We start from the raw sequence: 11,983 nt of genomic DNA on the forward strand, positions 1-11,983 counted from the left end.
GGAGCGGGCTTGCTGTGGCGAGCAAGCTTGCTTGCGCTGGGGTGCGTAGCGCCCCCAAAAAAGCCGGCTCCAGCTGCGCTGTCGAGCGGGAGCAAGCTTCCTCGCCACAGCAAGCCCGCTCCCACATTTCTATCCCATCAGGGCAGGAAAATGATTTTGTCTGGGCTGCCGTTGTTCACTTCTGCATAGCACTGAACACCCTCCACCAACGCCACTTCACGCAACCCCGTAGGCAGCGGCAACAGGCCTTCATCAAAGAAGCGCCCAAACGCCTCCAGCATCACCGCGCATTGTTCGCAGCTATAGAGCAAAGAGTTGATCCCCACCACCGACCCGCCCTTACGGTACAGCGCCAGGGCCGGTAACTGCACGTGGCCGTCAACCGGGGCGGCGATGATGGCGATGCGGCCGAACGGTGCCAGCCCCGCCACCGCGGCAGGCAGCCAGAAACCGGTAGTGTCAAAGATCACGTCGGCGCCGCCATTGAACACGGCCTGCACTTGCGCGCCCAGTTCCTCCGGCTTGCCCAAGGCAATCGCCTCCAGCCCTTGGGCCTGCAACAACTCGAGCTGATCGGCCTTGCGCACGGCCGCCAATACCTGCGCACCGCGTATCTTCGCCAGCGCCAACGCCGCACTGCCGACCGCGCCGTTGGCGCCGATCACCAGCAAGCGCGTGCCCTTGCCAACGCCGCTGCGCTCCAGGGCGTCCCAGGCGGTGGTAAAGGGCACACCGAGGCTGGCCGCCTGGGCAAAGCTCAAGTGCGTGGGTTTGTGCGCTACGCCCTTGGCTGACACGCGCAGGTATTGGGCATGGGAACCGTCAGCGAAAAACCCCAGGTCACGACCGGTGCCCCAAACCTCCTGGCCGAGCAATGCCTGCGGGCCTTCCACCACCACGCCTGCGAAGTCACGCCCAGGGATGCGTGGCAGCGTGGTGTAGGGGAAACGGCCAAGCACGTTTTTGACGTCGCTGGGGTTCAGGCCCGCCGCGTTGACCTTGACCAACACTTCGTCGGCAGACGGTACCGGCATGGGCACCTCCACCAGGCGCAGGTGGGCGAGGTCGCCGGTGTCGGTAAATTGCAGTGCGTTCATAGAGGGCATCCGTGGAAGGGAAAAGGGATCAGGACAACCAACCACTGACCAACTGCCGCGCCATGGGCCAGAGCTTTTCGCCGAGCAGCATGCCCATCAGGCCGACCAGTGCGATAGCGGGCGGTGCAGGCGAGCGGAAGTCCAGCGCGCCGTAGATCACGCCGACAAACAGGCCGATGGCCAAGGAAATCAAATAGCTCATGAAGGCTGCGCCCGGTGGATTGATGGGCTCAGTCTAGGGCGCACCTACCGTGGGTATCGGCCAAGTGCTTCAGGATTTCGGCCAACTCCGGTACTGCGACGGCGACACGCCCAATTTGCGTCGGAACATGTCGCTGAAGCTGCTGGGCGAGTAACCCAGGGTGCGCGCTATGCCGCTCACCGACTGGCCTTGGATCAACTCCGCAGCCGCCGTGGCCAACTGCACCTGACGGCGCCACTGGGCAAACCCCATGCCCAGGTGCTGCTGGAACAGCCGCGCCAGGGTGCGCACGCTGGCGCCCGCTGCCTCGGCGTGCTGTTCGAACGGGATGTCCAGGGAAGGCGCAGCCATGACCGCCTGGCACGCATTGATCAGCCGACGATCCGCCGCCACCGGCATGGCGATGCGAATAGGCGAGCGCCGTGCGCGTTGCAACTCCAACAGAGCCAGGCCCACCACAGCGTCATAGTAAACCGCATCACCGTGATCACCCTGCTCGACCAAGGTCACGATCAACTCCCGCAACAAGCGGCCCACTTCGATGACCTGCACCTGGCTGTCCAGCGTCGCCGCCAACGCCGGGCGCAGGTAGATATTGCGCATCTGCAAATCGGAGACCACACGGATCCCGTGCTCCACCCCCGGCGGCAACCACACTGCACGCTGGGGCGGCACTACCAGGGCTTCGCGGGGCGTCTCGACCCACATCACACCGCTCATGGCGTAGAGCAACTGGCCCCAATCGTGGCTGTGCGGTTCTACGTACAACCCACGCGGGTAGGTACGCGCCAACGGCTGCACGGGAACGGCGTGATCACTAAGGTCGGGGGGCGCGGCCAGGGCCATGGCGGTACACATCAAACAAGGACGGGCGACCATGGTAAAGACTGGTCGCCGGCAAGCGAACTGTTTTTACTCATCCTGCAGGCACCGGGTGCCCGGGCCTGCAGGTCAATCCTGTCAACCGTGGGCCGACTTGGCGCATTCGCATCCCGTCGCCGCCGCGCAGGGTTCACCGTGAGCATGGTGCTCGGCACAGCCCTGGCAGCAATAGCCCTTGCCGTCTTTCATTATTGCGTCAGCGCCCAGTACACATTTGCAGTGAGGGCAAGCACAGGTTTGATCTGGCATGGTCAGACTCCTTGTTCATGGTCGTCCGATGCGGCGAGCGCCGCACCTTAAGCAGTGACCCTGGGCAAGCAAGCATGGTTCAGCGCCGTCAGTCGGCCCGGCGGCTATTACTGCGGTACATGAACACCAACGCCAGGGCGAGCAACAGCATCGCGAGGATACGACTGCCCGACAGCTCGATCGCCGGGTTGCCCAGCCAGCCAAAGTTGTCGATCAACATGCCCATGCCCAGTTGCCCGACAATCACGGCCACCGTGGCGACGGCCGTACCGACCACCGGCACCGTGCCGACCATCACCATCATGTACACCACGCCAAACAGGGCACCGGTCAATTGCCACTTTGGCACCTCCAGCAGGCTGACGGCCTGGGCCGGCTCGAAGAAAAATATCAACAACGCCGTGGTCAGCGCGCCCACCGCGAAAGTCAACAGACTGCTGCGCAACACTCCCACAGTCTGGCCCAGACGCCCATTGATAGCGGCCTGCACACTCAGCACCGCCCCCGCCGCAATCACCATCACCAACAACATAAACAGATTCATCGCCTTAGCCTCGTGCAATCAGAACCAGTGCCGCCACAATCAACGCCAACGCGATCCAGCGCTCGCCATTGACCCGTTTGCGCGCGGTGCCGAACCAGCCGAAGTGGTCGATCAACACACTCTTGCCCACCTGGCCCGAGAGAATCGCGATCATGGTCATCGCGATGCCGATGTGCGGTGTAGCCAGGGTCAACACCACTACATACATCGGCCCCAGAAACCCGCCGATCAACTGCCAGCGCGGCAGCTGCGTGAATGCCGGGCCCTTTTGCGGGCCGCTGAACAGCAGCAGTAAAAACAGAATCGCCGTGCCAACGCCAAAGATGCTCAACGTCGCCCACAAATGCCCGACCTGCGCGCCCAATGGCCCGAGCAACCCGGCCTCCACCGACAGGCCCATGCCCGCCAGAATCACCAACGGCAACAGCAGCAGCCGTAAAAGGTTGTTGCTCGGCCTGGCCTGCGCCAGGCCTTCGGTAGAACGTGCCTGCATACATCACCCGTGTATCAAAAAAGGAAAAACATGGCGCGCATTATCCGGTGGCCGCGCTGTGCGATAAATGGGAGTATGCGGACAACACCTTTGCGTAAAACGCACAGCCTGGAGAGATGATGCAGGGCTTGAATGAACTGAGTTTCAAGGCGCTACGCCTGTTTGTGGCCGTGCTGGACCAAGGCAGCTTTTCCGAAGTGGCCCGCCGCGAAAGCCTGGCGCCCTCCTCCATTTCGCGGCAGATTCAACTGATGGAACAGGCCGTCGGCCAGCAATTGCTCTACCGCCATACGCGTGCCGTCAGCCCCACCGAAGCCGGCCGCCTGCTGGGCCGCCACGCACGCTTGCTACTGGAGCAGTTGGAGACGGCGAACCAGGCCCTGCAGGAGCAAGACAGCGAGCCCAGCGGCCTGGTGCGCATCAACGCGCCCATGGTGTTCGGCCAGCGCCACCTTGCACCCTGGCTGGGAGCGCTGTGCCGGCGCTACCCGAAGTTGCAGCTGGATATCCAGCAAACCGACACCTTCGTCGACCCGCTGCAAGATGGCACCGACCTGCTGTTTCGTATCGGCGTGCTCAATGACTCGGGCATGCAGGCGCGCATCTTCGCGCCGCAACGCTTTCGCATCGCGGCCAGCCCTGCTTACCTGGCCCAACATGGCACGCCGCGCCACCCTGACGAACTGGCCCACCACCATTGCCTGGCCTACAAAGGCATCACCGGTCAGCAGCGCTGGTTCTTCCGCCGCGGCCAAGGCGACTGGACTGCCTACAGCGTCAGCGGCCCCATCACCGGCAACCACGCCGACACCCTCACCCACGCCGCCGAACAAGGCCTGGGCCTGGTGGTGTTTCCGTCCTGGCTGATTGGCGAAAGCCTGCGCGCCGGTACCTTGCAGGCGGTGCTGAGTGAGTACGAGGTCGCGACAACCCTGGAGCCCCAACAGATCGCTGCGTTGTGGCCGGGCAGCCGCAGGCTGTCGCTGAAGGTGCGCACGGTGATCGACTATTTCGTGGAGTGTTTTGGGACGGTGCCGTATTGGGATCGGTGAGTGTGACCGCCCCCTGACGGAGCGCAAACTGTTCGAAGGCCGGGTTGAGAAAAAGAGCACATGACTCAACCCTGGCTCAGAACAACCACTGCCCGATCAACCACGCATTCGCCCCACTGATCACCGCGAACAGAAACCACGCCAGCAGCCGCGTGGGCAACCGGTTGACGAACGGCCCCATCAATTGCTTGTCGCCGGTCATGCGGATCAACGGGTACAACGCAAAGGGCAATTGCAGGCTCAGTACCACCTGGCTGAGAATCAGCAGCTTGCCGATAGCATCGTCACCCATCAGCCATACCCCGAGAAACGCCGGGATCAGCGCCAGCCCACGGGTAATCAGGCGGCGCTGCCAGCAGGGTATGCGCAGGTTGAGGTAACCCTCCATAATCACTTGCCCGGCGATGGTGCCGGTAAAGGTCGAACTCTGGCCCGAAGCCAGCAAGGCGATACCGAACAGGATGCTGGCGAAAGCACCGCCGACCAAGGGGTCGAGCAGGTGATAGGCGTCCTGGATTTCCACCACATCGGTATGGCCGGTCTTGTAGAAGGCCGCTGCGGCTAGCACCAGGATCGCGGCGTTGACCAACAGCGCCAAGGCCAGGGAGCCGATGGTATCGATACGCGCCAGCTTGACTGCATCCTGCTTGCTCGCCAGGTCCTTGCCGATCAGGCGGGTCTGCACGATAGAGGTGTGCAGGTAGAGGTTATGGGGCATGACCGTGGCGCCGAGGATGCCGATGGCCAGGTACAACGGCGCCGCATCGCTGATGGCCGACAGTGACGGGGTGAACCCGCTGAGCACGTCGGGCCAGTAGGGTTTGATCAGCACCAGTTCGATGAAAAAGCACACGCCGATGGTGGCGACCAGCGCTAGCATGATCGCTTCCAGGCGCCGAAAACCGCGATTTTGCAGGGCCAAGATCAACAGCGTGTCGAATGCCGTGATGACAATGCCGGTGGTCAGCGACACGCCCAGCAACAGGTGAAACGCCAGGGCGCAGCCGAGCACTTCGGCAAGGTCTGTGGCGATGATGGAGATTTCCGCCAACACCCACTGGGTACGAGCAGAGCGCTGGCTGTAGCGCTCACGGCACAGTTGCGCCAGGTCCTTGCCAGTGGCGATGCCCAGCCGCGAACACAGGCATTGCACCGCCATCCCCGCCAGGCTGGCCAGCAGCACCACAAACAACAGGCTATAGCCGTAGCGTGAACCGGCCTCAATGGCCGTTGCCCAGTTGCCGGGGTCCATGTAGCCGATGGAGATCAACAGGCCGGGGCCAGCGAACATCAGCACCCGTTTAAAAAACGAGGCCTTGGGATCAACAGCGACAGAGCCGGCCACTTCCGGCGGGCAGAACGGGGCGGTGGCGATTTTCGGCAGGCTGAATTTCACGCGGTATTCCAGGCAAATACACAAGACTTGGGCAGCAGCTTATCAGTCGGTGGCGACGGTGCGCATCACCGTGTCTCGCGGTAGGTCAAACGCTTCCACCACTTGCACCACCAGCTCCAGTTCCTGGTTGAGCGCCTCGCGCTCCATGCGTTGGCGGATCACGCCGACCACCAGTACCGCCAAGGTGGTGATCGAATACGCCGGGCCGGAAAACGCCCGCACCCCGCTGACCAGCAACATCGCCGCAGCCAGCGCCTGGCCCACTACCGGAATCGCCGTAGCCGCACCGCGCCGCAGGATAAACCCGGTCAGCCCGGCCAACGCCGTGCCGCTCAAGGCTGCGGTAGCCGAACGGCCCACATCCAAGCGGTTGAACAACCCCTGCTCTTTTTGTGCCGCCGCCTTGAGCTCGGCCTCGAACGCCTGACGATCAGCGCGGCTGAGTTTGTCCTTGTACTGCTCGATCAGTGTTTCTGCGACCTGCCCTTCGATCTCGGCAAGCGCCACGTGCTCAAGTGGTTGATCGAATTTGATACCCAGGCGTTGCGCCACATCTTCGGCAATCTGGCGATAGCCCACGCCATGGCCACGGGCCAGGTTCATAAAGCTATCACCGCCCATGCGCTGCAATTCAATGGCCAGTTTCAACGGCTCACGCACACTGGCATCAATCGCGGCACTGCGCTTTTGCGCCATCAGTTCGGCAAGAAACTTCAGCTCCTCCGGCCGCGCTTGCACCAACGCCGGGTACAGGTCCACGTCCGCTTCGGCAAACCGTACTTCACTGCTGCGCGAGTCCACACGGATCATGCCGCGCCGCTCCTGCAGCAAATCGGTGTACTGCACCACCGTCTTCAACTGCGGCCAATAGGCGGCATGATCGAAGCTGGCCAGGTGCACATTGGTGACCTTGGCCTTGAGCGCGGGCGTCACGTCAATCGCATAGCGGCCGATGCAACGCTCGGTATCGGGCTTCATGGCCAGCGCCCAGTCCTTGCTGGAATGGCAGTTGATCAACCGCCCCTTCAGCGGCGCCGACACCTCGTCCCAGGGGCTCGAGGTACAGATCGCCCCACCCATCAACAACAGGTTATTCAACGGCAGTTCGCGAGCGATCTCGGGGCTGGCCAGCAGGCTCTTGACCAGAATGCGTGCGCCCAGGGAATGGCCGATCAGGTTGATGCGCCGCACCGGCAGCGCCTGGTTGTGCAGGTAGCCGGCCAGTTCGGGCAACAAGGTCTTGGCCACTTCATCCACCCGTGCCTCGACACTTTTGTAATGGTCGAGAAAATAGGCAATAGCCTTGCCCACGCCCACCGTCGCCGCGCCCAGGCCGCCACCGCCGAGCAGCGAGGCGAGCACGTCCTTGAACGGTGCAAACAGGTTTTCCAGAAAATGCCCCGCCGGCCAGAACAGCATCAAGTTGGTCGAACCTTCGATACCCGCCAACTGCTGCTTGAAGTTGCCCAGTTGCTGGCGGTTGAAGAACGCCGAGTAACCGTGAACATAGAGATTGAGCACATCCCCCTGGGGCTCGCCACACAGGACGAACGTGGGCTTGCGGGTGCGGTGCATTTCATCCCACTGGTGTTGCATAGGGCGGCGACTCCGGGTGACGGGATGGCGATAGTAACAAACAGAGCCGACCAGCAAGGTGAATCCTGACCGACATTCGCAGAAGGGCCTTGCCAAAACACTGTTCAACCAAGACCAAACGCTGTGCGACGGCTTAAACTGTCTGGGGGGCATGGTAAAACAGCGCTCTGCCCCTTTACCGGAGACCACTGTCATGACGTCCAAACTTGAACAACTCAAGCCATTTACCAGGGGCATGGGTGCACACTTGCGCACCTTGAGCCAGATCGAGCAACTGGCCAGCGTATGACCCTACTCTCCCCATTGGCCCAACCGCGCACCTTGGTGTTCCTGACGTATCCGCAGATGGGTTTGCTCGACCTGACCGGCGCGCAAACGGTGTTCTGGGCCGCCACCAAGGCCATGGCCGAACGCGGTTTGCAAGGTTATGTGCTGCACAATGCCAGCCTGGCGGGCGGGCTGATGCCAACCGCCGAAGGCTTGAGCGTCGACACTGTGGCTTTAGCGCAGTTGGACCCAGCCACCATCGACACCCTGGTGGTACCCGGCGCGCCCGCCATTGAGCAAGCCATGCTGGACAATACTGCGCTGGTGGACTGGCTGCGCAACGCCTCCGGTCAGGCGCGACGTACCGCGTCGGTGTGCAGCGGCACATTTTTGCTGGCGTTGGCGGGCTTGCTGGAGGGTCGCCGCGCGGCGACGCATTGGGCCATGTGCGAGCTGCTCAAGCAACGCTTCCCGAGCATCGAGGTGGACGTGGACGCGATCTTCGTGCAGCAGGGCCAGGTGTGGACCTCGGCGGGCGTCAGTGCCGGGATCGACCTGGCGCTCGCGCTGGTGGAGGCCGACTGCGGGCGCGAAGTGGCGCTGCAAGTGGCACGCGAACTGGTGGTGTTCCTCAAGCGCCCCGGTGGCCAGGCGCAGTTCAGCCAGGTGCTGCAAGCGCAAACCGCCGACAGCGCCGGCTTTGATGCGCTGCATGCCTGGATCAGCGACAACCTGCGCGACAGTGACCTCAGCGTCGAACGCTTGGCCGCGCAGAGCCATATGAGCCCACGCAATTTTGCCCGGGTCTATAAGCAAAAAACCGGTCGCACCCCGGCCAAGGCCATTGAGCTGTTTCGCATGGAAGCGGCGCGCCGCATGCTTGAAGACTCCCAGCGTAGCATCGAGCAGATCGCCGGGCTGTGCGGGTTTGGCGACGAAGAACACATGCGCTGCACCTTCCACCGCCACCTGGCCATCTCACCGCGCGACTACCGCGAGCGCTTTTCCCGCTAGGCCGGCAGAGGCGGCAGTCATCCAGGGTTATATGTCCTTTCGGACAGGCCCTGCTGCTTTTACAGTGATCCGGCAATGCCTTGCGGCTTACCTGGTCTCTGGAGCAACCCCATGAAACAACATATTCTGATCATCGGCGCTGGGTTTGGTGGCGTGTGGAGCGCCTTGAGCGCCGCTCGGCTATTGGATAAACACGACCGCAACGATGTGCGTATCAGCCTGCTCGCCCCCCAAGCAGAACTGCGTATCCGCCCGCGGTTCTACGAGCCCGATGTGCATACCATGCTGGCCCCGCTTGATGCGCTGTTCGACGCTGTGGGCGTGACCTTTGTGCCAGGCGCCGCCGACAGCATCGACGCCACTAATAAGCAAGTGACCTACCGCAACGCGGCCGGCATCCCGGCCACCCTCAGCTACGACCGCCTGGTAGTGGCTGCCGGCAGCCGCTTGAACCGCCCAGACATGGACGGCATTGCGCATGTGTTCGATGTGGATCAGATCGAAGACGCCGCGCGCCTTGAGGCCCATATCAAGGCCCTCAAAAATCTGCCCGACAGTCCGGCCCGCAATACCGTAGTGGTGGCCGGCGGCGGCTTTACCGGTATCGAGACCGCCACCGAAATGCCGGCGCGCCTGCGTGCGGCACTGGGTGAGACGGCCAACATCCGTGTGATCGTGGTCGACCGCGGGCCGCAGATTGCCGCGTCGATGGGCGATGGCATACGCCCCTCGATCATCGAAGCCAGCCGCGAGCTGGGGATTGAATGGGTACTGAACACCTCGGTCGCCTCGGTGGATGCCGGTGGCGTGACCCTGGCAGATGGGCAGCGGATTGAATCAAGCACCGTGATCTGGACCATCGGCTTTCGCGCCAACCCGCTGACCGAACAGGTTGAGGGCACCCGCGATCCCCAGGGCCGCCTGCACGTGGACGCCCACCTCAAGGTCAAGGGCCAGGCTGCCATCTTCGCCGCTGGCGACGTGGCCTACGCCGCCACAGACGCGCTGGGCAACTTCGCTGCCATGTCCTGCCAGCACGCTATCGCCCTGGGCCGCTACGCCGGCAACAACGTCGCCGCCGATCTGATCGGCGTGGCCCCCATGGCCTACAGCCAACCCAAATACGTGACCTGCCTCGACCTCGGCGCTTGGGGCGCGGTGTACACCGAAGGCTGGGACCGTCAGCTCAAGCTGGTGGGCCAGGAAGCCAAGGAACTCAAACAGCAGATCAATAGCGTGTGGATCTACCCACCGGCGGCGGATAGAGCAGTGGCACTGGCGGCGGCGGATCCGTTGATTCCGGTGGCGTAGGACAGTCAGTTAAGCGAACGCATTGCTCAAGGCAGTGAAGATCAAATGTGGGAGCTGGCTTGCCTGCGAAAGCGGTCGCGCAGCAACAGATGCAGTGGCTGACACACCGCCATCGCAGGCAAGCCAGCTCCCACATTAAGTCTGCAGTTATCCGGTGGATACGGGGCGATCAGCTTGGCATCGGGGCACCACCCTGCCCAAACCGCCGAATCGCCAGGCAATACCCCACCAACGCCAACCCCGCCAGCAAACCGCCCGCCGCGCCGATCCAGGCGAAGCCGAAGTGGCTGCCTACCCAGCTGCCCATCAACGCGCCGCCGCCGATGCCGATGTTGTAGATCCCGGAAAACATCGCCATGGCCACATCGGTGGCGTCCGGTGCCAGCACCAGCACCTTGGACTGCATGGCCAGGCCAAAGCCCATGATCGCCATGCCCCAGAAAATACTCAGCCCCACCAGGTAAGACTCGGCGCCGCTCAACGGCAGCATCAGCGCCAGGCACGCGGCGAGGATAGACACTGCGCCGATCACGAACAGGTGGGGGTTGAGGCGATGCACCAGGCTGAACAACAACGAGCCGATGATGCCAGCACCACCGAACACCAGCAGGATCAGGGTCACGGCACTGCCGCCCAGGCCGGCGACGCCTTCGACGAAGGGTTCGATGTAGCTGTAGGCGGTGAATTGCGCGGTAACGGTCATTGCGGTCAGCACATAGAGCGCCACCAGCGCAGGACGCTTGAACAGCAGCGGCAGACTGCGCAGGGAGCCGGAGTTCTGGCTGGGCAGCAGCGGCAAGGTGCGCCCCAGCCAGAACACCAGGGCGGCGGCGAACGCGGCGATCACCAGGAAGGTAGTGCGCCAGCCCATGGCCTCGCCCAACAGGCGGCCCAAGGGAATGCCCAACACCATCGCCAGGGATGTGCCGGTGGCCAGCAAGCCAAGGGCCTGCACCTGCTTGCCCTCTGGCGCCAGGCGTACAGCCAGCGAAGCCGTGATCGACCAGAACAACGCATGGGCCAGGGCAATGCCGACACGACTGACCATCAGCAAGCCGAAGCTGGTGGCCACGCTAGAGAGAATATGGCTGGCAATAAACAGACCGAACAATACGATCAGCAGCTTGCGCCGTTCGACGTTGCGGGTCAGTAGCATCACCGGCAGCGAGGTCAGCGACACGATCCACGCGTAGATGGTGAGCATCAGGCCGACGCTGGCCACGGGCATATCAAAGCTGGCACCAATGGCGCTGAGCAGCCCGACGGGGACAAATTCGGTGGTATTGAACACAAACGCGGCCAGCGCAAGGGCGATGACCGGTTGCCAATTGGCTTGTGGGGTTGCGGCTGAAAGGCTCATTGACGGGCGCGGTACTCTGACGGTGATCAAGCGGCCACCCAGGACAAGCGCCGCCGCCGAGCATTCTATAGGTTTCTCGCACCGCTGTTGCTGCGGATCGTCGCCCGGCGGCCTACGGCGAAGTCATGGTAATGATGTAGTTGCCTGACTGGATAAGCTTGCCGGCGCTGTCTACCAACACATAGCGCTGATCGTAATAGCGCCCCTTGCCGCTGTCCGCCACCAGCCGCACATGGGGTGCATCGACACTGACAACCGGCACCACACTGCGCACCTCGATTCGGCTGCCACGACTGGATTGGGCACAGCCGCGCAGTTCCATCACCGAACCGCTGCGCGCATTTGTCGCACACCCTGACTCGACAATGGCGCCGCTGAACCTGATGGTGCCCTGCCCCACGGTTTGTGCGGCGCCGCAGGTACTTGCCCACAGCCCCAGAAGGCCAGTCATTACCGCTACACGACGAACGTTCATGCCGACACTCCTTCTTGGGTTAGTTAAGAAGTAAGTCGTCGTCAC

Annotated in this window: 13 protein-coding genes; 3 read left to right on the forward strand and 10 right to left on the reverse strand. The window is 62.8% G+C overall.

The genetic code is table 11. The annotated features are described in order from the left end of the window. Positions 1–137: 137 nt before the first annotated feature. From BOP96_RS06810 to BOP96_RS06835, 6 genes are all read right to left on the reverse strand, one after another. Positions 138–1,097, reverse strand: a complete 960-nt coding sequence (locus BOP96_RS06810) for a quinone oxidoreductase family protein (RefSeq protein ID WP_014718842.1) — start codon at positions 1,095–1,097, stop codon at positions 138–140. A gap of 28 nt (positions 1,098–1,125) precedes the next feature. Further along, a complete protein-coding gene (locus BOP96_RS06815) occupies positions 1,126–1,299 on the reverse strand; it encodes a DUF1427 family protein (RefSeq protein WP_014718843.1) in 174 nt (57 codons plus the stop codon). A 69-nt stretch (positions 1,300–1,368) separates the two neighbouring features. Then, complete coding sequence (locus tag BOP96_RS06820) at positions 1,369–2,145, reverse strand: AraC family transcriptional regulator (protein ID WP_073452223.1); 777 nt, start codon at positions 2,143–2,145, stop codon at positions 1,369–1,371. 114 nt (positions 2,146–2,259) lie between these two features. Continuing rightward, the gene (locus tag BOP96_RS06825) at positions 2,260–2,430 is read right to left on the reverse strand and encodes a putative metallothionein (RefSeq protein ID WP_019816816.1); all 171 of its coding nucleotides are present in this window, start codon (positions 2,428–2,430) and stop codon (positions 2,260–2,262) included. Between the two features lie 88 nt (positions 2,431–2,518). Further along, positions 2,519–2,974 (reverse strand): DMT family transporter, encoded by a 456-nt coding sequence (locus BOP96_RS06830; protein WP_073452225.1) that lies wholly within the window; start codon positions 2,972–2,974, stop codon positions 2,519–2,521. Positions 2,975–2,978: 4 nt separating this feature from the next. Continuing rightward, positions 2,979–3,467, reverse strand: coding sequence for a DMT family transporter (locus tag BOP96_RS06835; protein WP_014718846.1), 489 nt, complete (start codon positions 3,465–3,467; stop codon positions 2,979–2,981). 119 nt (positions 3,468–3,586) lie between these two features. Between BOP96_RS06835 and BOP96_RS06840 the strand changes: the two genes are divergently transcribed. Next, positions 3,587–4,519, forward strand: a complete 933-nt coding sequence (locus tag BOP96_RS06840; protein ID WP_014718847.1) for a LysR family transcriptional regulator — start codon at positions 3,587–3,589, stop codon at positions 4,517–4,519. 76 nt (positions 4,520–4,595) lie between these two features. Here BOP96_RS06840 and BOP96_RS06845 read toward each other — a convergent pair whose 3' ends face one another. Together BOP96_RS06845 and BOP96_RS06850 are read right to left on the reverse strand one after the other, a co-directional pair. Next, positions 4,596–5,915 carry an Nramp family divalent metal transporter gene (locus BOP96_RS06845; protein WP_003191984.1) on the reverse strand — a complete coding sequence of 440 codons (1,320 nt, stop codon included), beginning with the start codon at positions 5,913–5,915 and terminating at the stop codon, positions 4,596–4,598. Between the two features lie 42 nt (positions 5,916–5,957). Beyond that, a complete protein-coding gene (locus BOP96_RS06850) occupies positions 5,958–7,511 on the reverse strand; it encodes a DUF726 domain-containing protein (protein ID WP_073452228.1) in 1,554 nt (517 codons plus the stop codon). A 285-nt stretch (positions 7,512–7,796) separates the two neighbouring features. Here BOP96_RS06850 and BOP96_RS06860 point away from each other — a divergent pair, with 285 nt between their 5' ends. Continuing rightward, a complete protein-coding gene (locus tag BOP96_RS06860) occupies positions 7,797–8,792 on the forward strand; it encodes a GlxA family transcriptional regulator (RefSeq protein ID WP_073452232.1) in 996 nt (331 codons plus the stop codon). 111 nt (positions 8,793–8,903) lie between these two features. Continuing rightward, complete coding sequence (locus tag BOP96_RS06865; RefSeq protein ID WP_073452234.1) at positions 8,904–10,103, forward strand: NAD(P)/FAD-dependent oxidoreductase; 1,200 nt, start codon at positions 8,904–8,906, stop codon at positions 10,101–10,103. A 169-nt stretch (positions 10,104–10,272) separates the two neighbouring features. On the opposite strand, the gene BOP96_RS06870 is transcribed toward BOP96_RS06865, so the two are convergent. Together BOP96_RS06870 and BOP96_RS06875 are read right to left on the reverse strand one after the other, a co-directional pair. Then, the gene (locus BOP96_RS06870; RefSeq protein ID WP_014718852.1) at positions 10,273–11,463 is read right to left on the reverse strand and encodes a sugar transporter; all 1,191 of its coding nucleotides are present in this window, start codon (positions 11,461–11,463) and stop codon (positions 10,273–10,275) included. A gap of 112 nt (positions 11,464–11,575) precedes the next feature. After that, entirely contained in the window at positions 11,576–11,938 is a 363-nt protein-coding gene (locus BOP96_RS06875) for a type 1 fimbrial protein (protein WP_038450482.1), read from the reverse strand. Positions 11,939–11,983 lie beyond the last annotated feature (45 nt).

Origin of the sequence: Pseudomonas sp. FSL W5-0203, from assembly GCF_001896155.1 — a bacterium.
Taxonomy (GTDB): domain Bacteria; phylum Pseudomonadota; class Gammaproteobacteria; order Pseudomonadales; family Pseudomonadaceae; genus Aquipseudomonas; species Aquipseudomonas paracarnis.